We start from the raw sequence: 20,690 nt of genomic DNA on the forward strand, positions 1-20,690 counted from the left end.
GTAAATTGCGCGCCATTTCGACCGCAGGTTCCGAAATCAGGGTTGGAAAGCCAGCTTCTTAAAGCGTAATTAATAACAATGTAATGATTATAGATACTGCCCAGCGGACCAAGCAGACTTCCGAATACTACTTTTCGGTGAAGCTTGCGGAGGTTCGCAAACTGATTGCAGAAGGCCACGATGTGATTAACCTGGGGATAGGGAATCCGGACATGATGCCTTCATCTGAAACATTAACCGCCCTGTCGGAAGCCGCTCAGAAGCCGCAAGCGCATGGTTATCAGCCTTATGTGGGCACGCCCGCCTATCGGAATGCAATCGCAGATTTCTATCATCACACTTATGACGTTAAGCTCGATCCCTCGACAGAGATATTGCCATTAATCGGCTCAAAAGAAGGCATAACGCACATTTCCCTGACATTTCTGGATCCGGGCGATGAAGTGCTGGTTCCCGAGCTAGGTTATCCTGCTTACCGGGCTGTTAGTCAAATGGTTGGGGCGATTGTGAAGGAATATCCGTTGCGTGAGGATTTTGGCTGGCAGCCGGATTGGAACGCGATGGAAGCACTAGTAACGCCGAAAACCAAGATTATGTGGCTCAATTATCCGCATATGCCTACGGGAGCGCCTGCCACGCGTGAGCTGTTTGAAGAAGCGGTCGCATTTGCAACGAAGCACAAGATTTTGCTTTGCCACGACAATCCGTATAGTCTCATTTTAAATAAAAAAGCGCCGATCAGTTTGTTGTCCGTTGATGGTGCGAAGGAAGTGGCGATTGAACTCAATTCCATGAGCAAGTCGCACAATATGGCGGGTTGGCGAATGGGCTGGTTGTCAGCGGCTAAGCCTTACATTAATGCAGTGCTGACGATAAAAAGCAATGTAGATTCGGGCATGTTCTGGGCAATGCAGGAAGCGGCTGTGGCGGCTTTGCATAATTCGGATGAATGGCATTATGAGCGGAATGCGGTGTATCAAGGCCGTTTGGAAGCTGCTGAGGCAATTTTGGAAACAATCGGCTGCACCTGGGACCGCAAGCAGGAAGGCATGTTCCTGTGGGGCAAGTTGCCGGATGCTGTCGAGTCGGCGGAATCGCTGGTGAATAGTCTTTTGGTTGAAAAGCACGTGTTCATCGCGCCCGGCTTCATTTTCGGACCGAAAGGGCAGCGTTACATTCGTCTGTCGCTTTGCATGCCCAAAGAGCGGATTTGGGAAGCGGTGGAACGGATCAGGCTATAAGCCATTTGTTTTTTTATATAGATAACAATTACAATGATTCTCAGTATAATAGGAGTGGGCTTGTTGGGCGGATCTTTCGCTTTGAGCCTGCGTGAAAAATATCCGAATGTAAAATTCGTCGGCGTTGATAATTCTTTGGTAAATCAAAAAATTGCATTGGCCAAAGGTATTGTCGATGAGATCGTTACCCTTGACGAGGCGCTGCGAATTTCTGAATTGAATGTGCTGGCAACGCCTGTTGACGCGATCAACAAACTCTTGCCGTATATGCTCGAGCATTTGCCGGAAGGCCGCACAATTATGGACCTTGGCTCCACAAAAGAGGCGATTTGCCAGATTGCGGACGCGCATGCAAAACGTGCGCAATTTGTTGCTGTGCATCCTATGGCAGGAACAGAAAATTCCGGCCCGGGTGCTGCATTTAAGGAGTTGCTGACAGATAAATACGTAATAATTTGTGATAAGCATAAAAGCAATCCCGAGTCACTTGGCCTGGTTGAAACTTTCCTGCGCGATGTAGGCATGAAAATCTACTATATGCAGCCGGGTGAACATGATTTGCACCTGGCTTACGTGTCACATTTAAGCCATATCAGCTCTTTTGCGCTCGGATTGACGGTTTTGGATAAGGAGCAGGATGAAAAAGCGATTTTTGCAATGGCCAGCACCGGGTTTTCTTCAACGGTCAGGCTCGCTAAAAGTTCGCCGCAAATGTGGGCGCCTATTTTCGATCAGAACAAAACCAACGTATCAAAAGCATTGGGAGACTACATTGAGCTGCTGAAAAAGTTCAAGGATGCCATCGATCAGCAGGACCTGGAAACGAGTCTGAACTTTATGAATAAGGCCAATGATATCCGACGTGTTTTGGCCGGAATTGAAAAAAAATAAAAAATATGCGACTTTTAAATTGTTGAAAAACAGCTTGTTATGAGCTGTTTTTCGCATTTTAGGAACCATTAACACAAGCCGGGCTGTTAATAATGCACCTTCAACAGGGTTTAATTTACCTCCTCTCTCAATCGATAATAATTAGATTTCTCAATAAAACGATTAGAAATGACAAAAGCTCAGGCAGTATTAGTAGCAGTAATGATTGCGCTTAGCGTTTCCTTCGGGTTCCAAAAATTTGATTCCTTATCCGATTCTACAACATCCAATTCAATAAAAATCAAGGTAGATTCCGCTGCCAGGCCGCATTGGGCAAGTCTGTATGACTCGCTTGATCTAAAAAAGCAGGGACTCTCAGAAGCAGCATTTTACTATGCTTGGTATGGCTTCCAGAAAATGAATCTGGCTAACCCTATTCTTGCCATTGCAGATTTTAGCCAGTCATCTCGCAATAAGAGGCTTTATGTGATTGACTTAATCAAAAGAAAGGTGTTGCTTAATACATACGTTGCACACGGCAGGAATTCCGGTGACGAGTTTGCAAAGCGTTTTTCAAATGATAATTCATCATTTCAATCCAGCTTGGGGTTTTATAAGACATTGGGGACTTACAATGGCAAGCACGGTCTTTCGCTTAGGCTGGAAGGGTTGGAAAAAGGAATTAACGACCGCGCTTTGGAAAGGGCGATCGTTATGCATGGAGCAGATTATGTGAGTGAGTCGTTTATCAAAAATACGGGTCGGCTAGGTCGGAGCCTGGGATGTCCCGCGGTATCTGTTTTGGACTCAAAAAAATTGATCAGTATGCTTTGTAATGGCGCTGGATTGTTTATCTATTCCGCTGATCAAAAGTACGTTAAGGCGTCACCGCTTTTATCAGGTTTACAGCTGGATCAAACCTTGGGCGATCCTTTTCTGTATACGTCTTCAAAGTAAAGCAAATCCCCTTTTTCATTACAATCGGCACCCAGGTAAAGCAGGAATACCGGGATTCTTGCTTTTAACTTATGCCATTTTGGTGGTGTGGAAACGGTGTCCGGCTCGGTCATGAAATCATTGTCAAGCAGCTTGGTGCCAGCCATATAGTTGGCCAGATCCGTGGGTTGCTGCACACGCACGCAACCATGGCTCCTCCATCTCGAATTGCTTTTGAACAAATATCTTGCATTTGTATCATGCAGATAAATCGCCAGAGGATTTTTAATCTCCACTTTCAGCAACCCAAGCGAGTTATCTTCGCCCGTTTCCTGACGGAAGCGATAAGGGAATTTTTCCGCTGTAAGTTCTTCCCAATCAATCTCTTCCGGGTTTACTGCCTGGCCTTTGTTATCGATTATTTCAATTCTATTTCTTGACAAATATTCCGGATCGCTTGCCGCTTTCGGAAACATTTCCTTGATAGCAATGCTTTTAGGCACATTCCAGTAAGGATGGGTCACAATGCTCGTTGCATAAGTGTCCATTGTCGGGGTTTGCGTGTCGCTTTTGCCAACCACCGTACGCATACGGAGCACATTTTGTCCGGCCGAATCCATTGCGGTGAGATATGCGCCGCGAATATTTACCATTACAAATCGTGGGGCACCCTTGGATTGTCGCTTAATCCAGCGGTAAGCATTCAAAGATTCCGCAACAAGCGATGCGCTATCCGCTTTATTTTCTTTTAACAAGCGTGCGTAATGCACTTTCAGATTGCGATATACAGGAAAAGCAGGTTCCAGCTTTTCCATCACCTTCTCCACTGATTCGCCCTTAACAAGGGCTTCGGCTGCTTCGCGCAGGATCAGTGTATCTGCTTTGATTTTCTTTTCGGTGTAGCGCAATGCCGGTTTGTGACCAAATCCTGCTTCCTCCAGTAATGCAAAAACCGGGGCTTTTTCACCAGCAACGGCGAACTTTTCGACATTTATGCCGGCACTTTTACTGAACTCCAGCAATTTAGCATAATGTCGCTCGGAGCTCAAATGACTCTCTAACTCCTCCCGGGACATTTCGGTGGGATTCTTCTTACAGGATTGAAGAATGGCAAGCGTAAATAAAATAACGAGAGGAATGTATCGGGTGCGGCCCAAGCCTGAAAGCATTTGCATTGTGTTGTATTTTGTTTGAAGTAGTATATACAATTGCCATGCTAAGAATTCCCCATGCTGAGAACTATAAAAAGTCCAACGATTTGAAGATTTTAGTGATGTTTTTCTAAGATGAGTTGTATTAAAGATTTAACGCCTGGGGAAATTTAGAAACAACAGGCGGTGACTTAATGGGCGAGAGGGAGCTGCCTGAATTGGCTAGCATGTTCAGATAACAACATTAAAAAAGCCAGACATAAGCCTGGCTTCAGTGACCGCGACGGGAATCGAGTCGAACGCGACCCCGGCCCATATCTAGAGTTTAGGCCGGGGTCGCGCTCGACAACTCCCATTCTATCCGTTGAACTACGCAGTTATAACACACAAAAAAGCCAGACATAAGCCTGGCTTCAGTGACCGCAACGGGAATCGAGTCGAACGCGACCCCGGCCCATATCTAGAGTTTAGGCCGGGGTCGCGCTCGACAACTCCCATTCTATCCTTTGAACTACGCAGTTATAACACACAAAAAAGCCAGACATAAGCCTGGCTTCAGTGACCGCGACGGGAATCGAGTCGAACGCGACCCCGGCCCATATCTAGAATTTAGGCCGGGGTCGCGCTCGACAACTCCCATTCTATCCGTTGAACTACGCAGTTATAACACACAAAAAAGCCAGACATTAAGCCTGGCTTTCGTGACCGCGACGGGAATCGAGTCGAACGCGACCCATATCTAGAGTTTAGGCCGGGGTCGCGCTCGACAACTCCTATTCTATCCGTTGAACTACGCAGTTATAACACACAAAAAAGCCAGACATTAAGCCTGGCTTTCGTGACCGCGACGGGAATCGAGTCGAACGCGACCCCGGCCCATATCTAGAGTTTAGGCCGGGGTCGCGCTCGACAACTCCCATTCTATCCTTTGAACTACGCAATTATAACACACAAAAAAGCCAGACATAAGCCTGGCTTCAGTGACCGCGACGGGAATCGAACCCATATCTAGAGTTTAGGAAACTCCTATTCTATCCGTTGAACTACGCAGTCGAATTGGGGTGCAAAACTGGGAAAAAATCATTTGAATTACAAATGATTATTCCTCCGTTTCAACTGCAGTGTATCCCAAATCAAGCCAGTTCGGATAAATTGAGAAGTGTCGCTCTTTTACGAGTGCGAATAATGTGTTTCTCAATTCTTCAATATTTTCTTTCTTTTCAGCCGAAATAAATACAACGCGATCTGCTTTGTCGGCGATATAACTCTTTTTCAATTGCTCCAGAACACTTTCTGTCTGCTCAATCTCCTGCCCTTCATCATTATCCGCATTGAATGTCGGGTTATAAAGGTCAATTTTATTGAAAACCAAAATCGTAGGCTTATTAGCTGCGCCGATTTCTTCCAATGTTTTGTTTACAACATCCAGATGCTCTTCAAACGACGGATGCGAAATGTCCACCACGTGTAGCAAAACGTCCGCTTCCCGAACCTCGTCCAAAGTTGATTTAAAAGACTCGATCAATGTTGTCGGCAATTTGCGGATAAAACCGACCGTATCTGTCAGCAAAAACGGGATATTCTCCATATTCACCTTCCTTACCGTCGAATCAACCGTCGCGAAAAGCTTGTTTTCAGCAAAAACGTCTGCTTTCGAAAGCCCGCGCATCAATGTTGACTTTCCTACATTGGTATAACCTACAATCGCAACACGAACCAGTCTGTCCCGTTCTTTACGACGTGTAGTGCTTTGGCGATCAACCTTTTCCAGCTTTTCTTTCAGGAAAGCAATCCGATCTTTCACGATCCGCCTATCCGTTTCCAATTCCGTTTCACCCGGTCCGCGCATACCCACACCAACCCCGGACTGGCGGCTTAAGTGAGTCCACATCCTGGTCAACCGGGGATACATATATTGATATTGCGCCAGCTCAACCTGTAACTTCGATTGCGCCGTTTGCGCGCGCATGGCAAAAATGTCCAGGATCAGTAAGCTCCTGTCGATCACCTTAATATCCTTAAAAACAGCTTCCAGGTTTCTTACCTGGGAAGGCGTCAGGTCGTCATCGTAAATAATCATGTCAACCGGGTTAGCGGTCACATAAATCAAAATTTCTTCGAGCTTTCCTTTTCCTGTATAGGTCCGGATATCAGCCCTTTCCAGGTTTTGTGTAAATGTATTAACCGTCTCCACGCCCAGTGTGGTCGCCAGAAAAGCAAGCTCTTCCAGATATTCCCTGGTCTTTTCAATCGGTTGTTTTTGGGTACTAACAGCCACAAGTACAGCAGTTTCCTGCTTTTCCGCTGTTGAGTATGACTTCTTTTTATCAATCATGCACAGTTGTTTTATTGTATTGTTCTTCCCGCCAGTCACATCAACTTTTATTCCGAAATTCGGGGGGAAGAGTAGAGAGGCAACGGTATAGCGCTGGCAAAAGTTCACCCGGCCCGAACCGCGAAATTACATTTACATCTTAATTAATCCATTATTTTGTTTGAATAATAGAAAAACACTTTTGTATCTTTGGCCAAATTCTTCGAAATATGTTGGTGATCATCCTCGGTTTACAATAACCAAAAGTCTTTCCTGATCTGTCTGCCAGCCTCCGGAGTTCCGGGGCAATGACAATTTTTCGCGACTTTCACAAGTCGCACATCTCTTATTTACATTCAATTTTATATCCATGAAAAAGTGGTTTCAACTGCTTCGTCAGGCTATTCGTGGCTCCGAAGAAAGTTTTACCGAAGGAAGCATCAACCGTGCTATCTTTTTACTGTCCGTCCCAATGATCCTTGAAATGGTGATGGAATCGCTATTTGCCGTTGTTGACATTTTCTTCGTTTCCAAAGTAAGTACAGAAGCCGTGGCGGTTGTCGGGCTTACTGAATCGGTGATTACGCTGGTTTATTCAGTGGCCATTGGTTTGAGCACGGCTGCGACGGCGACTATTGCGCGCCGGGTTGGCGAGGGCAATACAAATGGTGCACGGCATGCTGTCGGGCAGGTTATCGTCATTTCGTTAGCTATTTCGGCTGTTACCGCAACGGTCGGAACGTGGTTTGCAGGCGATATCCTGCGGATTATGGGCGCCGATCAGAAGGTGATAGAACTTGGGACAAATTTCGCCAGAATTCAGTTTCTGAGCAGTCCGGTCGTTATTTTGCTCTATTCTTTGAGCGGCGCACTGCGTGGGGCCGGTTCTGCGGCAACGGCGATGCGATCGCTGATTGTGGCCAACTGTTTAAACATGATCCTGGGGCCGGTTCTGATATTCGGACTTGGCCCATTTCCTGAGTTAGGTGTTACGGGTGCAGCTCTTGCTACCGCTTTGGGGCGTTCCATAGGCGTTGGTTATCAACTGTTTTCGCTAACCAAGGCACAAAAATCATTAGGCTTGCTTTGGGAAGATCTGCGTCCGAATCCGGAAACTATTGCGGGCATTGTCAAAGTGGCAACTGGCGGCACCGTTCAGTTTTTGATAGGCTCTGCGAGCTGGATTTTTCTGACACGTATATTATCTGAGTTCGGCAGTGACGTGGTGGCAGGATATACGATTGCTATCCGTGTGATTATGTTCACATTATTGCCTGCCTGGGGACTGGCCAACGCTGCCGCAACGCTCGTGGGGCAGAATCTGGGCGCCGGAAAGCCAGACAGGGCGGAAAAATCCGTTTGGAAATGTGCCTCTTATAATTTCGTTTTTTTACTAGGACTGGCCGTTTTAATGTTCGTGGGTGCTGAGGAGATTGTAGGTTTATTCAGTCCCAATCCTGAGGTAATTGCAACGGGAAAAATGGCCCTGCGCGTGCTCTGCCTGGGTTATGCCGCTTATGCATATGGAATGGTCGTCATTCAGTCGCTGAATGGGGCAGGGGACACCAAAACACCAACGGTCCTGAACCTGATCTGTTTTTGGGCAATTGAAATTCCCGTGGCGTATGTACTTGCTGTTATGATGAACTTTGGCCCGATCGGCGTCTTTGTCTCCGTTCCCTTTGCAGAATCCATCCTGGCCTTGTTAGGGATCTGGCGGTTCAGGCTGGGGAAATGGAAGTTGGTAAAGGTCTGATCACATTGCCGGGGACAATCGCGTCCCCGGCATTCAAGAAACAAAAAGCCCCGTGTTTTGGTTAAGTTCGTATCAACGACCATCATTATCCTTCATGAAAATAGAACAGATATATACCGGATGCCTGGCTCAGGGCGCTTATTTTATTGTTTCAAATGGCGAAGCTGCGGTCATTGATCCTTTGCGCGAAGTGGAGCCTTACATTCAAAAGGCCAATAAAATTGGTGCTAAAATTAAGTATGTATTTGAGACTCACTTTCATGCGGACTTTGTCTCCGGTCATATCGATCTGGCTGAAAAAACCGGTGCGGAAATTGTTTATGGCCCAAATGCGAACACGGCATTCAAGGCGCATATTGCTGTTGATAATGAGGAGTTTCAGTTAGGAGAAATCACCATAAAGGCATTGCACACACCGGGTCACACGCTGGAATCAACGAGTTATTTGTTATCTGATAAAAATAAAAACCCTGTTGCGCTATTCAGCGGCGACACACTCTTCATAGGCGATGTAGGACGCCCGGATCTGGCTCAAAAAAGCGATCTGACAATGGAAGATCTGGCCGGAATGTTGTTCGAAAGCCTGCGTTCAAAGATCATGACATTGCCGGATGATATTATCGTCTATCCAGCGCACGGAGCGGGTTCTGCTTGCGGCAAAAACATGAGTAAGGAAACATCAGATACATTGGGCAACCAAAAGCGGTTCAATTATGCATTACGGCCCGACATGATGAAAGAGGAATTCATTCGCGAAGTGACCGCCGGCTTGCCCGAACCACCTAAATATTTTCCTGAGAATGTGAAAATGAACCGCGACGGCTACGAAAGCATTGATGACGTGCTCGAACGCGGCGACCAGGCATTGTCTCCCGAAGCGTTCGAGGCCAAGGCCAATAACACGGGTGCGCTTATTCTGGATACGCGAAAACCTGAGGATTTTGCGCAAGGATTTATTCCCAATTCAATCAACATCGGCATTGAAGGCGGTTTTGCTCCGTGGGTGGGCGCGCTGATCCCGGATTTGAAACAAAATTTGCTGATTGTTACAGAGCCAGGCAAAGAAGAGGAAGTAGTAACACGTTTGGCGAGGGTTGGTTATGATCATACGATTGGGTTTTTGAACGGTGGTTTTAAGGCTTGGGTTGACGCGGGAAAGGAAGTGGATGCAGTGAATAATGTTTCAGCCAAGGCGTTTGCAGAGATCTATCACAGCGAAAACCCCGAAGTAATTGACGTCCGCAAACCGGACGAATTTGCAGCCGGCCACATTGAAGGAGCCAAAAATCTGCCATTAGACTACATCAACGATCTCATGGCCGAATTCCCGAAAAACAAAACCCTTTACGTGCATTGTGCAGGAGGTTATCGTTCCATGATCGCCGCCTCCATCCTGAAATCAAGGGGCATAGACGACGTTGTAAACATTGAAGGAGGCTTCGGTGCTGTTGGGAAAACGAATGTGCCGAGGCTTTAATAATCTATTTAATCTCTACCCTATGGAAATCATCGAAGTGCTTCGGAGACCTTGGCCCTGGTATGTGGCAGGGCCTTTGATTGGGTTGACTGTGCCGGCTTTGTTGCTGCTCGGGAATAAGTCTTTTGGGATTTCTTCTTCCTTGCGGCACATTTGTGCGGCTGTGATCCCGGCGAATATTTCCTTTTTTAAGTATGACTGGAAGAAGGGAATCTGGAATTTGTTTTTTGTGGCCGGGATAACGATTGGCGGCTTTATTGCCAGTTTTTACCTGGCAAATCCTGCTGAAATGGTGATCGCTGAGGCGACGCAGCAAACATTAAGCGGCTTTGGATTAACAAATTTTTCAGGGTTAATGCCTGCTGAAATATTCGGCGCTTCCAACATCTTCTCCTTAAAAGGCATCATTTTCCTTGTTTTTGGCGGTTTTCTGGTTGGATTTGGCACCCGTTACGCGGGAGGTTGCACATCTGGCCACGCGATTACCGGATTAGCCACATTGCAATGGCCTTCGTTGGTGGCTACGGTGAGCTTTTTTATCGGTGGCTTGGTTTGCACACATTGGATCTTGCCTTTCTTATTGACCCTGACTCTTTAATTTAAGATACAAAATAGCATGGAAAAGTTAGAAAATACATCCCTAACCACGCTTTCGGAAGAAGATAAGGACGGAAGCAACACACAGAAGTCGGCCGAAGGTTTCGCCGCGAACTTCAAATATTTGATCGTTGGCTTACTGTTCGGGATTGTTTTTGTGAAAGCAGAAATCGTCTCGTGGTTCCGGATCCAGGAAATGTTCCGTTTTGATTCGTTTCACATGTATGGCGTAATCGGCTCTGCGGTGCTTGTGGGGCTGGTTTCCGTTCAGTTAATCAAGCGCTTCAGCATTAAAACCACTTCGGGCGAAGAAGTTGTCATTCCCGACAAGACATTCAGCAAAGGCCAGATTTATGGCGGGCTGCTTTTCGGGTTTGGCTGGGCCATAACCGGCTCATGTCCGGGACCATTGTTTGCACAGATTGGGAGCGGCTATGTGGCGGTGATAATCACATTGTTAAGTGCCATTGCGGGCACCTGGACTTACGGTTTGCTAAAACCAAAATTGCCGCATTGATCACAATTTCCTGGCAACGAGATACAACTGTTCATCACCCAAAGCAAACGGATCTGCTTCCAGATTTCCGAATGTTCCTACAACCTGCAAACCCGCAGATTCAAACATATAGGTGATTTCCGAAAGCGTAAAAATGTGCTGCCGAACCGTATGTGTCACTTTTTCTGAGCCGGAAATAAATGTTTGCTCAGCCTCAATGTAGCCTTCTTCCGGCCTGTATTCGTTCTCTGCAAGATAGATAATGTCCTCTTTTACAGGCATCCAGTTCCGCACCTGGAAGTTTGGTAGAATGCTTTCCGCGAGGTTCTCTGTATGGATGGCAATGTGGCCGCCGGATTTTACAGCGTTGGCCATTTTTAATATAAACTGCTGCGTTTCAGCCCTTGGGAAGAAACTGAAACTGTTTCCAATGCAAAAAGCGGCATCAAACGCATTTTCTTCAAAGGAACATTCCAAAACATCGTCGCATATAACCGTCAGAGACAAATTATGCTTCTTGGCAACCGCTTTTAATTCGTCACAATATTCACTGGAAATATCAATGCAAGTCATTGCTACGCCTTCTTCTGCAAGTGGGACCGCGTGGCGTCCGTAGCCGGCCAGCATGTCTAAAACCTTGCTGCTTTCTTTTATTTCGAGCACATCCCGCAGAAAATCAACTTCATAATCGGTGTATTCTTCATCCTGGTGTAGTTTCCAGGCGCGTTGCGGGAGTCCTTTGAAATAATTGTGATACCAAGCCACGGGAAGGTTTTTTTAATGAAGCGCAAAACTACGAAAAGCTGCCAGGATGAATGGCAGCTTTCTTGAAATATAACATCACAACATTACATACGCATCAGCCCGGGCGTAATGCGCAAGTAAACCTGCCCGGAAAGCGGCGTATCACCATAAAATGGTTTCAGTAATTTGTCGATCGAATAAATTCCGATCTGGCCGCCGGCTTGTAAAAGTGTATTTTGGAATGATGCGATCTGGCGGTTCAAGCCGATCGAGAACATGGATACGGGAAACTGATCTTTGCGAAGAGATAAATTTCCAGGCAAGCCCAGCTCATTCACGCTCTTCTGGACCCGTTCATAACGACCGTAAACAGCCCATTTGTCCAGTTGCAGATTGGATTCAAGCAAAACTGAATGTTCCTTGTGATGACCGCCAGCTTCATTCAAACCCCAAACAGCGGAAGTTGAAATCCACTTATTCTTACCATTTAAATTTGCCGAATGCTGCACAGAGGCGGTTGTCCTGTCTACATTTTCGCCGCCGTGCAAGGGTTCAGGATTTTTGATAAAACCCCTGCTTACCTGCAATGCCCAGTTTGTGGAAGGATTGAAGAGTAACCGGTAACTATACGAGTCGAAGCGCGGCTTATCAAAGTCAAAACGGTTTTCGTTGGGCTCGCGACCGGTGAAGGACGAACCTTCCAATTTGAACTTCCATAGCCGGATTCCAGCTGTCACCACGCCAAAAGTAATGTGCGTTGCATCCTGCCAGTGATGGCCCAAAACGGCATCGGGATTGTTGAAAGCAGACATTCTGTGCATAAATGCGGTTGGCCCCAATGCCGGTTCGCCGGGATAACCTGCATAAAGCGTCAGGTCAATGTTCTCGTTTAATCTTTGCGTGTAAGCAACGGAAAGTTCGGAAATGAGGTCGTGCGGATGTTGCTTGTCTATCAGCGGCTCGCCCTTCCAGGTTTCGCCAGACTGGAAAAGAAGCGGATAGCCTGCTCCTCCGTCAAATAATCTGTCCAGCGAAACCATTGCGCGAACATTCAGCAAACCATTCTTGCCAACTTGCCGCTGCGCCATGCCCATGAACCAATTGGGCACACTCACTTTCGATTTTGAGCCTTTCAGACCGTCATTATTGAAATTTTGAGCAGTGTATCGCAGAAAAACGCTTCCGTGCAACATGTAACTCCATTTGTTTGTGTGCTTCATGTATGCATACATGGGCGTCGCGTCGGGCTGCCAGCCTGTTCCCGAGCCATTGCGTGTCATAGGCAGGCTTAGGGAAAAACTGTGTGTCATATGCCCTACATCATGCTGCATATTGCCCTGGTCCATCTTGCTGTGATCCATTTTGCTATGATCCACAGTATCAGGCTTCATGCCTTTGTGATCCATGCCCTTCATATCATGTGTGGCGGGCTTGGCTGAGTCTTTCCTGGGCTCCTGATGATGCTCGTGCTGCGCCAGCAAAGGGAAATAGGCAGTCATTATGCCGGCTAATGCCAGCATTTTTAGTTTGCTGTTTCTCATGACGAAGTGGTTTTGTTATTAGTGTGCAGCGGCCGTTTTCCGGCAGCAGCTAGGCAATTTGTCGTGCGCTTTTTGGTTCGCAATTTCCGTATCGGCGTCGTAACCTGTGTTGATAATGGTTGCTTTAATGGCCTCAGGAGTGGTTTTGTTGGGGTTGTATTTCACTGTAACCACTTTATCTTTTAAGTCCAGATTGGATTCTTTCACACCTTTTGAAAGTCCCAGATTGCGTTCGATGCGCTCTTTGCACATTTCGCAAATCGCAGAAGTTTTAATCTTAATTAGCTTGTCGCCGTCTGCGTGCGCAATGTTAACCCCAGCAAAAAGTGCGATTAATATGGATAGGATGGTCGTTTTCATAATTTCAAATGTTTTAGTGATCAATGATTGTGTCCTGCGGAATCCGTTTCGGCCATGGCCACTTCTTGTAAATCCATCTTGCAAACCGGACATTTTCCTGCTGCTTCATAAGTTTTTTCTCCCTCGCAGTGCATGGGGCACGCGTATTTTTTTGCGGCTGTTGCGGAAGCCTCTGCTGCGACTTTTTCAGCGTTATGATTGCTTGTTCCGCAGGCTGTAAAAAGGAGCATTAGTGCGGCATACAGGATATTTTTCATAATGATTGAAGGTTGTTTAATGTCTGATTTTATTGTCCTACTTTATCGAGTGTCACTCGTGCCAAAGTGCTTTTCCTGAATTCTCCCGGCGTCATGCCGGTTACTTTTTTAAATTGATTACTCAAATGTGCAGGGCTGCTATATGACAATCGCCAGGCCATTTCGCTTAATGTCAGCTCGTTATAGGAAAGCCACTCTTTTACTTTTTCTGTCTTTTGGGCGATAATATATTGTTCAATGGTCTGGCCGGTTTCAGAAGAAAAGAGATTACTCAAATAAGAATATTCGTAACCGATTTTCTCCGACAAATAATCAGAAAAGTTCTGCTGTTCAGGCTTATGGCCTTTTAAATACTGCACTTCTTCAATAATCAATGTTTTGATGTGCTCCACAATTGCCAGCCGACGGTCGTCGAGCAATTCAAATCCACTTGCTTCCAATGTAGATTTTATGCTGACAAGAAGTTCAGGATCAACATGGGTGGCGGTTTCAACTTCACCCAATTCAACTGAATGCAATGTTATGCCCAGATTTTCCAGTTCTTCCCGGACAACCCGCTTGCAACGATCACAAACCATGTTTTTTATATGCAGTTTCATAAGGATTTTCAATTATCTCACTATTTTATAACGTATTCCTGCATAAATCATTCGCCCTACAACCGGTCCCCAAGCCATTCCGGCATCAAAATGTTGTCCGAAGGGATCATTCGCGCTCAAAATCGGGTTTTTCTGGCGGAAATTGGCCAGGTTTTCTCCCCCCAGATAAATGTCCCACTTCGGAAATGTGCGCGTAACCTGTGCATTAAAATTATAAAATGACGGCGACATGGTAGAAGCCAGATTTTCCGGCATGTGGTGGTCGTCAACGTGGCCCATATACGGGAGCCGCCGTTTTCCGTTCCATTGCACCGTCGCATCAAACTTCCATTTGTCATAAGGCAATGCATATCCGGCGTTGAAAAGGACCCGGTCGCGGCTTACCATCATTCTCGGCAGCAACACATTTTGGTCGTATACATTGCGGATGGATTGTTTTACGTCAAAAAGTCTGTAAGCAAGCTTGAATTCCAGGCGTTTGATGGGTGTTAAGTTCGCCTCAGCCTGGAAACTGTTCGCATAAGCATTGCCTTCCAGGTTATAAAAACGAATGTAACGCGGATCTTCCATATCGGCCACAAGCTGATTCTCGAAATTGGTTCTATAAAAATCCACGATCAGGTTGCCGGTCATACCGCCTAATTTGAACTCCTGCGTAACGCTGGCGCCATAATTCCAGGACACTTCGGGACGAATGCTCTCGCGAAATTGCACCGCACGCGAACTCACCAGATTTCCGTAATATTCAGCCAGCGGATTGGAAACCCTGAACCCTTTTCCCGCCGACGCCCGAAGCGTCGTTTGGTCCGTCAGGCTGTATTTCAAGTGCAAACGCGGCGTCCATTGGGTGCCGTAAAGATTATGGAAATCGACCCGCCCGCCCGCAACGAGGACAAACTTATCCAGATTATTGTAAGTATATTCAAAAAACGCACCTGGGACCGACTCGTTTCTGGCTAGCCGGATGTCTTTATAAAGCTCATTATAATTGTCGAGCAAATAGCTCAGACCGGTTTTGTAGGAATGGTTTGTATTGCCAATAATCGATTGGTAGATCAGATTTCCGTAAAGCGTTTTTTGCGTTCCATCATAATTATTCAGGCCAAAATAGGACTTGGAATCATGTAATGAGGCGTTTACGATGAAACCCAGTCCTTTGTAGGGCTTATCGGGAAACAGGCGTGCGATTTTGGAAAAGAACTCATAGCGGTTCACTCTGGCACCGAAACCATAAGCCTGCGTTGTGCCTTTCATTTCTTTTTCGAAATCCGTCTGACCGCCTAATCGATCTTCATACAAAGCTTTCACGCCAAACTGCGCCATGACTTTTTCACTTTGATATTTCCACCGGTTAACCACATTGTATTGTGTATAAAGCGGCATATCCAGGAATCCGTCATCATTTTTATCTACCCGGTTGCGCAATGTGCTGGCGTGTGTCAGCAACCCTGTGCTCCACTTCTCGTTTATCTGCGTTGCCAGGTTCAGGTTTACTTCCGCGCGACCAAAATTATTGATATAGGTGTTCAGATAGAGCTTTTCACGACTATCCGGCTTCTGCATTTCAACGTTGATCTGCCCCGTCATAGATTCGTAACCATTCACAACAGAACCTGCGCCTTTGCCCACATCAATCGACTGGATCCAGGTTCCGGGCACGAAATTGAGCCCGAAAGTGGAAGCCAATCCACGGATGGAAGGAATGTTCTCAATGTTGGTCTGAATGTAAGTGCCGTTCAGTCCGAGCATTTGAATTTGCTTGGAGCCTGTAACCGCATCGGCATATGAAACAGAAACGGAAGCATTGGTCTCGAAACTTTCGGACAGGTTGCAACAGGCCGCTTTGGCCAATGCCCGGGTGGTAATGATCTCGGTTTGATGCGGTGAAAGCCTGTCGATCGTTGACGTGTTGCCGCGAACCACAACCTCGTTCAAGGTTTGATCGCTTTGTAAAACCACCTGCAAATCATTTTCAGCGCCGATCTTTACCGTATCATTTCGGAAACCCACAAAGCTTATGACCAGCAAGTTGGATTGGGCAGACCGGGGAATGTTGAAATGTCCGCTTGTGTCCGTAGCTGTGGCCTGTGTTGTCCCGGACCAGTAGACATTGGCGCCGGTGATCGGTTTAAGGTCCTTGGTATCAGGAACCTGCTCGTTGACTGAGCCGGTTATGCGCTGTGCGAAAAGAGAAGAAGAAACAAGAAGGAATATTCCTCCCGTCAGATATTTAAGCATGATTCATTTAATTCATTGAAACAAAAGAAAAGCAATGCAATGCGGCTGGTAGGCCAAGCATTGTACCTAAACTATTGAAAATCAATGTATCAAATGAGAAGGGACTGGATTGCATAGCGCATACTTTTCCCATGCAATCGGGAGGAGAAGGATATATCAGGACTGGGGGGCGCATTGGCTCCAATTTCCTTTTCAATAAGCGTTAAAAAGCCCCGCGGCGCAAAAAATAGCTGATCGGCATTCCATGTTTTCAGCAATTTCGCCAACTCATGAACGCCGGAAGTGGTGACTTGCAGCTTTTCGAACTTTTGACTCTCTTTACAGCAATCGGTTTTTTTGAAAAATGTCCCTTTTGCCTCTTTTAGTTTTTTGCTTTTGGCGCAGCACGAAGAGCCCGCCATATTCTCAGAAGCATCCTTTTTAAGATCCTTAACAACCTGCACCGACTTGCCACGCACCAGGCACTGATGCTCAATGAAGGCAAAACCCGTACTGCTCATCAGGACCAGAAAGGCCATGAAAACAGTGATCGATCGGTGTAAGTTGCTTTTCATGTTGGTGTATATGCTATATGCTTTAGGCTGTACGCTATATGCTGTATGCGTTTGCTTGAAGCATACTGCTCTCAAAGATATTCATTGTCAGGCTATTTCTTCTGCATTGTATCCTGCCTTTTTCATGAGCTCGGCAATTTCCTGGGGTGTTTTGCTGGTTTCCACTTTTAGAATCCGCTCCGGGCTTGCCAGATCCACATTCCAGTTTTCAATTGCATTATCCTCACTCAAAAAAGGCGTCACCGTGGCTACGCAGGCCCCACATTTTATGTTGGTCTTGAATTTTAAAGTTTCCATTATTCTTTTTTCTATCTGTATTACAAATTTTCGTTTTGCAAATATCGCCCCAATGCCCCGCGAAGTTGTTACAGAATTATATAAATGAATTACAGAGTTTTTGGTTTCACGAAATTCGTTGTCTGCTGAGCCAGATCTTAATTTTTTTGACCAAATCAATGGGAGGGATGCAGTTTGTAGAAAACGATCCGCCGTGCGGTTTAAATCCCAGAGGGATGACACAGCGTGCACGACGTTTCATTCCTCCGGGATTTATGAATATTTATGTGTTTGATGCTACCGATATTTCATCCCTGCGGGATTTTATGCTAACCGCGTGCCGTTTGGGACCTCAAAATCAGGGCTGGATAGGATTACTTCACCGTCGGGGAGGATGAACCCGGTGGTTAGGACTTCGGATTTGAAGTCTGCTATTTGTTTGATAGGGAAGTTTGTGACGCACAAGACCTGTTTGCCGAGGAGTTGCTCCCTGGTGTAACGTTTGGTGATTTGTGCCGAGCTGTTTTTGATCCCTATTTCCGGGCCGAGGTCAATTTTGAGCTTGAATGCGGGTTTTCGGGCTTTGGGGAAATCATCAACCTGAATAATGGTGCCAGCCCTCAGATCCACATTTTCAAATTCCTGCCAGGTGATCGTATACATGAGTTATGTGTTTTGTGACGCGGTCCGTTTTATATTATCCAAAATAACATTAAAAATGCCTTTTGCCCTGCTTTCCCTTTCAGGTTGCCTTTATTAAAACAAATATTCATGAAAAAACTATTTATAGTCTTTACATTGTTGCTGGCCGGACTGGTAAGCATGTCGTTCCAGGATAAAACGGTTGCGTTCTACATCGGGACAGCGGATAAAGGTGCGAATTCTTCGGTTTCGCAATGCGAGCTGAATATGTCGACGGGACAAATTACATTGATTGATACATTTAACAATTGCGTTGGCCCCGGATATGTGGCGATTTCTCCAAACAAAAAGAACCTGTATGCCGTCGGCGGGGATAAAATTGTTGCATTTGCGATCGGAGGCGATAAAAAGCTGACTTATCTGAACAGCGAGTCGTCCGCAGGAGTGGGGCCCTGTCACGTTTCTGTACATCCTTCCGGGAAGGCTGCATATGTCTCCAACTATGGCGGAGGAAGTTTCGCTGCCTATGATTTGCAGGCTGATGGAATGTTAACCGCACCGACTTACACGGAACAATACACCGGAACCGGCCCTCATGCGAAGCGCCAGGAAAAGGCTCACGCGCACTTTGCAACGGCATCGCCAGACGGGAAATATGTTTATGTGACGGATCTGGGGTCAGACAAGGTTATGAATTACGTGGCGGATAGCAAAGGTGGGGCACTCAAACCTAATCCTGCGCAGCCATTTTTCTCCGGTAAGCCAGGCGCCGGCCCGCGCCATTTGATCATTCATCCTTCCGGGAAATCACTTTTCTTGTTGAACGAGCTGGAAGCAACGCTTACTTCCTGCACGATTGATAAAAATGGGGTGATCAAGGCGGTTAATACTTATCCGACGGTTCCCGCCGATTATTCCGGGCCTACCAACACGAGCTCTGCGATTCATTTGCATCCTAATGGCAAGTTCGTCTATGTTTCCAACCGCGGGCATAACTCAATCAGTGGCTTCAAGATTGGGGCTAATGGCGCGCTGGACATGGTGGATCAGCAGACAAAATCAATCGCGACGCCGCGGGATTTCAACTTTGATCCCAGCGGAAAGTTTATGATTGTCGCTAATCAATCAACTGATAATCTGGTTGTTTATGATGTGGACGCTGCAACCGGGAAATTGGCCTTCAAGGCAGAAAGCATTGGCGTGAAAGCTCCTATTTGCGTAGCTTTCTTATAGCTTCCTGGCGAGTTTGTTTTGGTAGTAGTTTAAAAAATCCTCCAATTGCTCTACGGGCATTTTGCGTGCGATGATTTTTTTGTTTTTATCCAAAATATAGATCGTGGGCGTTGTTACCACGTCAAATTTCTTTAAAAAATCAATCTGGTTCAATGCATCGAAACCGTTTGGGACGTCTTCAAGGTGTTGCTCCTTGATAAATGTTTTCCATTCGTCCATGTTGTGATCCGTGGAGACGGTCATGATTTTGATGCCATTTGCCTTGTTCTTCTCATAGAACGCTTTGAGCTTCGGTGCGGCTTCTTTACAATGTCCGCAAGTTGGCGAATAAAAGAAAATAACGCTGTAATTGGCATCCATTGCCTGTACACTGATTTTTTTACCAGCCGGATCGGTTAATGTCAATGCTGGAAATGTCTTGTCTACGAGCAGGTCTTTTAATGTATTGACCTTCTCTGTAATGCGTTTTTTAACATCCTCGGAAGTGCCCATTTCGCCAGACAAATAATATTTTTGCGCCATATGCACCCAAACAGCCTCCGTACCCACCGTCTTCGGGTTTTCGTATTGATTAGTGATGTACAAAACCACTTGTGACTTTACATCTTTGTTAGCCGAGGCTTTTTTCGCAAGCATATCCGCATCCTTAATCAAAGAATCGGGTCTTTGGACTACCAGATTTTTGATATAGCGTTCTAATTTCGGTTCCAGAAAGGGCGTGTTGAGGATTCTGGCGTCGGAGAAGTCGAAATTGTCCCAGTAATGTGCTTTGTAATAATTGAAAACCCAAATGGAATCTGGTTTGCCGTTCGCCAGCTTTGGAGCCGAAGGAATTTCCGGATCTGTGGACATTTTTAACAACTTCACTGTAAAAGCCTCCGGGTTGTCGGCCAGCGTTTTTTCACGGTAAGCGTTAAAGCTGTTTTGCAAAGCCTTTATCCTGGTTCCGGCATCCGCACTGCCGCTTTTTTTCAAAGACTCGATTTCGAGTGCGTCGGATTTTAATTTTTTCTGATAAGTGTAAAAAAGCTCGTTTTCAGTTGAGCCGGTTACTTTCATATTGCCAATTGCGTCAACAGTATCCGTTTCAATCGAAAAATTAGGTTCTTTTCCTGAATAAACCAGCTCAACCCAGCTTCGGTTTCCGGGAAACAGGATTACATATAATCCGCCCGGCAGGTCTGTTTTGCCTTCGAAAACTACTTTGCCGGTTGCGTCCGCTTTTGCCGTGTCTTTTGGGACAAATGTGGTGTTGTTCCGGCTGTAATGTCCAATTACCAGTGATGAATCCGCGAGCCCTTTAATTGTTGCCTGAATCCGATAGCCTTGTGAAAAAGCTGTTTGCGAAATAGCAAAAAGTGCTAGTATGAGGAATAAAGCACGGTTATAATTTTTCATCAGGGTAAAG

General features: G+C 46.1%; 20 protein-coding genes and 1 tRNA gene. 8 read left to right on the forward strand and 13 right to left on the reverse strand.

All coding sequences use genetic code 11. From position 1 onward, the window contains the following. The first annotated feature begins 83 nt into the window (after positions 1–83). The 3 genes from MUK70_RS27215 (at position 84) to MUK70_RS27225 (ending at position 3,068) form a co-directional block, all read left to right on the forward strand. The gene (locus MUK70_RS27215) at positions 84–1,241 is read left to right on the forward strand and encodes a pyridoxal phosphate-dependent aminotransferase (RefSeq protein WP_234656888.1); all 1,158 of its coding nucleotides are present in this window, start codon (positions 84–86) and stop codon (positions 1,239–1,241) included. Between the two features lie 33 nt (positions 1,242–1,274). Continuing rightward, complete coding sequence (locus MUK70_RS27220) at positions 1,275–2,132, forward strand: prephenate dehydrogenase (protein ID WP_234656889.1); 858 nt, start codon at positions 1,275–1,277, stop codon at positions 2,130–2,132. A gap of 168 nt (positions 2,133–2,300) precedes the next feature. Continuing rightward, a complete protein-coding gene (locus MUK70_RS27225; protein WP_234656890.1) occupies positions 2,301–3,068 on the forward strand; it encodes a murein L,D-transpeptidase catalytic domain family protein in 768 nt (255 codons plus the stop codon). Here MUK70_RS27225 and MUK70_RS27230 read toward each other — a convergent pair. The 3 genes from MUK70_RS27230 to hflX all read right to left on the reverse strand — a co-directional run bounded on the left by MUK70_RS27230 (position 3,026) and on the right by hflX (position 6,533). Beyond that, positions 3,026–4,222 carry a L,D-transpeptidase family protein gene (locus MUK70_RS27230; protein ID WP_234656891.1) on the reverse strand — a complete coding sequence of 399 codons (1,197 nt, stop codon included), beginning with the start codon at positions 4,220–4,222 and terminating at the stop codon, positions 3,026–3,028. The two genes, MUK70_RS27225 and MUK70_RS27230, sit on opposite strands and share 43 nt — an antisense overlap. Before the next feature lie 957 nt (positions 4,223–5,179). After that, positions 5,180–5,251: transfer RNA gene (locus MUK70_RS27235), tRNA-Arg, on the reverse strand. Between the two features lie 46 nt (positions 5,252–5,297). Further along, the gene (gene hflX / locus MUK70_RS27240) at positions 5,298–6,533 is read right to left on the reverse strand and encodes a GTPase HflX (RefSeq protein WP_234604270.1); all 1,236 of its coding nucleotides are present in this window, start codon (positions 6,531–6,533) and stop codon (positions 5,298–5,300) included. 349 nt (positions 6,534–6,882) lie between these two features. Here hflX and MUK70_RS27245 point away from each other — a divergent pair, with 349 nt between their 5' ends. From MUK70_RS27245 to MUK70_RS27260, 4 genes are all read left to right on the forward strand, one after another. Then, positions 6,883–8,268, forward strand: a complete 1,386-nt coding sequence (locus tag MUK70_RS27245) for an MATE family efflux transporter (protein ID WP_234656892.1) — start codon at positions 6,883–6,885, stop codon at positions 8,266–8,268. Between the two features lie 94 nt (positions 8,269–8,362). Next, positions 8,363–9,745: an MBL fold metallo-hydrolase gene (locus MUK70_RS27250; RefSeq protein WP_234656893.1), complete on the forward strand. Its 1,383-nt coding sequence runs from the start codon at positions 8,363–8,365 to the stop codon at positions 9,743–9,745. A 22-nt stretch (positions 9,746–9,767) separates the two neighbouring features. Continuing rightward, positions 9,768–10,343, forward strand: coding sequence for a YeeE/YedE family protein (locus tag MUK70_RS27255; RefSeq protein WP_234656894.1), 576 nt, complete (start codon positions 9,768–9,770; stop codon positions 10,341–10,343). An 18-nt stretch (positions 10,344–10,361) separates the two neighbouring features. Next, positions 10,362–10,859, forward strand: coding sequence for a DUF6691 family protein (locus MUK70_RS27260; RefSeq protein WP_234656896.1), 498 nt, complete (start codon positions 10,362–10,364; stop codon positions 10,857–10,859). Here the strand turns inward: MUK70_RS27260 and MUK70_RS27265 are convergent, their stop codons facing one another. From MUK70_RS27265 to MUK70_RS27305, 9 genes are all read right to left on the reverse strand, one after another. Then, positions 10,860–11,603 carry a class I SAM-dependent methyltransferase gene (locus MUK70_RS27265; protein WP_234656899.1) on the reverse strand — a complete coding sequence of 248 codons (744 nt, stop codon included), beginning with the start codon at positions 11,601–11,603 and terminating at the stop codon, positions 10,860–10,862. Between the two features lie 83 nt (positions 11,604–11,686). After that, positions 11,687–13,123 (reverse strand): hypothetical protein, encoded by a 1,437-nt coding sequence (locus MUK70_RS27270; RefSeq protein ID WP_234656901.1) that lies wholly within the window; start codon positions 13,121–13,123, stop codon positions 11,687–11,689. Between the two features lie 18 nt (positions 13,124–13,141). After that, the gene (locus MUK70_RS27275; protein ID WP_234656902.1) at positions 13,142–13,483 is read right to left on the reverse strand and encodes a heavy-metal-associated domain-containing protein; all 342 of its coding nucleotides are present in this window, start codon (positions 13,481–13,483) and stop codon (positions 13,142–13,144) included. A gap of 20 nt (positions 13,484–13,503) precedes the next feature. Beyond that, complete coding sequence (locus tag MUK70_RS27280; protein WP_234656903.1) at positions 13,504–13,740, reverse strand: heavy metal-binding domain-containing protein; 237 nt, start codon at positions 13,738–13,740, stop codon at positions 13,504–13,506. Between the two features lie 29 nt (positions 13,741–13,769). Next, entirely contained in the window at positions 13,770–14,339 is a 570-nt protein-coding gene (locus MUK70_RS27285; protein ID WP_234656905.1) for a helix-turn-helix transcriptional regulator, read from the reverse strand. Between the two features lie 12 nt (positions 14,340–14,351). Then, entirely contained in the window at positions 14,352–16,577 is a 2,226-nt protein-coding gene (locus tag MUK70_RS27290) for a TonB-dependent receptor (RefSeq protein WP_234656906.1), read from the reverse strand. A gap of 89 nt (positions 16,578–16,666) precedes the next feature. Continuing rightward, positions 16,667–17,131 (reverse strand): HYC_CC_PP family protein, encoded by a 465-nt coding sequence (locus MUK70_RS27295; RefSeq protein ID WP_234656907.1) that lies wholly within the window; start codon positions 17,129–17,131, stop codon positions 16,667–16,669. Positions 17,132–17,218: 87 nt separating this feature from the next. Beyond that, a complete protein-coding gene (locus MUK70_RS27300; RefSeq protein WP_234656908.1) occupies positions 17,219–17,428 on the reverse strand; it encodes a heavy-metal-associated domain-containing protein in 210 nt (69 codons plus the stop codon). Positions 17,429–17,731: 303 nt separating this feature from the next. Further along, positions 17,732–18,070, reverse strand: coding sequence for a tRNA-binding protein (locus MUK70_RS27305; RefSeq protein ID WP_234656909.1), 339 nt, complete (start codon positions 18,068–18,070; stop codon positions 17,732–17,734). A gap of 108 nt (positions 18,071–18,178) precedes the next feature. On the opposite strand from MUK70_RS27305, the gene MUK70_RS27310 reads away from it, so the two are divergent. Next, on the forward strand, positions 18,179–19,282 hold the full coding sequence (locus MUK70_RS27310; protein WP_234656910.1) for a lactonase family protein: 1,104 nt from the start codon (positions 18,179–18,181) through the stop codon (positions 19,280–19,282). Here MUK70_RS27310 and MUK70_RS27315 read toward each other — a convergent pair. Beyond that, positions 19,277–20,680 carry a TlpA family protein disulfide reductase gene (locus MUK70_RS27315; protein ID WP_234656911.1) on the reverse strand — a complete coding sequence of 468 codons (1,404 nt, stop codon included), beginning with the start codon at positions 20,678–20,680 and terminating at the stop codon, positions 19,277–19,279. The genes MUK70_RS27310 and MUK70_RS27315 overlap by 6 nt on opposite strands. Positions 20,681–20,690: the final 10 nt, after the last annotated feature.

It is taken from the genome of Dyadobacter chenwenxiniae (assembly GCF_022869785.1).
Taxonomy (GTDB): Bacteria; Bacteroidota; Bacteroidia; order Cytophagales; family Spirosomataceae; genus Dyadobacter; species Dyadobacter chenwenxiniae.

Coding starts and splice junctions, on each gene's coding strand:
- MUK70_RS27215 (WP_234656888.1), top strand. CDS start 84: ATGATTATAGATACTGCCCAGCGGACCAAGCAGACTTCCGAATACTAC.
- MUK70_RS27220 (WP_234656889.1), top strand. CDS start 1,275: ATGATTCTCAGTATAATAGGAGTGGGCTTGTTGGGCGGATCTTTCGCT.
- MUK70_RS27225 (WP_234656890.1), top strand. CDS start 2,301: ATGACAAAAGCTCAGGCAGTATTAGTAGCAGTAATGATTGCGCTTAGC.
- MUK70_RS27230 (WP_234656891.1), bottom strand. CDS start 4,222: ATGCAAATGCTTTCAGGCTTGGGCCGCACCCGATACATTCCTCTCGTT.
- hflX (WP_234604270.1), bottom strand. CDS start 6,533: ATGATTGATAAAAAGAAGTCATACTCAACAGCGGAAAAGCAGGAAACT.
- MUK70_RS27245 (WP_234656892.1), top strand. CDS start 6,883: ATGAAAAAGTGGTTTCAACTGCTTCGTCAGGCTATTCGTGGCTCCGAA.
- MUK70_RS27250 (WP_234656893.1), top strand. CDS start 8,363: ATGAAAATAGAACAGATATATACCGGATGCCTGGCTCAGGGCGCTTAT.
- MUK70_RS27255 (WP_234656894.1), top strand. CDS start 9,768: ATGGAAATCATCGAAGTGCTTCGGAGACCTTGGCCCTGGTATGTGGCA.
- MUK70_RS27260 (WP_234656896.1), top strand. CDS start 10,362: ATGGAAAAGTTAGAAAATACATCCCTAACCACGCTTTCGGAAGAAGAT.
- MUK70_RS27270 (WP_234656901.1), bottom strand. CDS start 13,123: ATGAGAAACAGCAAACTAAAAATGCTGGCATTAGCCGGCATAATGACT.
- MUK70_RS27275 (WP_234656902.1), bottom strand. CDS start 13,483: ATGAAAACGACCATCCTATCCATATTAATCGCACTTTTTGCTGGGGTT.
- MUK70_RS27280 (WP_234656903.1), bottom strand. CDS start 13,740: ATGAAAAATATCCTGTATGCCGCACTAATGCTCCTTTTTACAGCCTGC.
- MUK70_RS27285 (WP_234656905.1), bottom strand. CDS start 14,339: ATGAAACTGCATATAAAAAACATGGTTTGTGATCGTTGCAAGCGGGTT.
- MUK70_RS27290 (WP_234656906.1), bottom strand. CDS start 16,577: ATGCTTAAATATCTGACGGGAGGAATATTCCTTCTTGTTTCTTCTTCT.
- MUK70_RS27295 (WP_234656907.1), bottom strand. CDS start 17,131: ATGAAAAGCAACTTACACCGATCGATCACTGTTTTCATGGCCTTTCTG.
- MUK70_RS27300 (WP_234656908.1), bottom strand. CDS start 17,428: ATGGAAACTTTAAAATTCAAGACCAACATAAAATGTGGGGCCTGCGTA.
- MUK70_RS27305 (WP_234656909.1), bottom strand. CDS start 18,070: ATGTATACGATCACCTGGCAGGAATTTGAAAATGTGGATCTGAGGGCT.
- MUK70_RS27310 (WP_234656910.1), top strand. CDS start 18,179: ATGAAAAAACTATTTATAGTCTTTACATTGTTGCTGGCCGGACTGGTA.
- MUK70_RS27315 (WP_234656911.1), bottom strand. CDS start 20,680: ATGAAAAATTATAACCGTGCTTTATTCCTCATACTAGCACTTTTTGCT.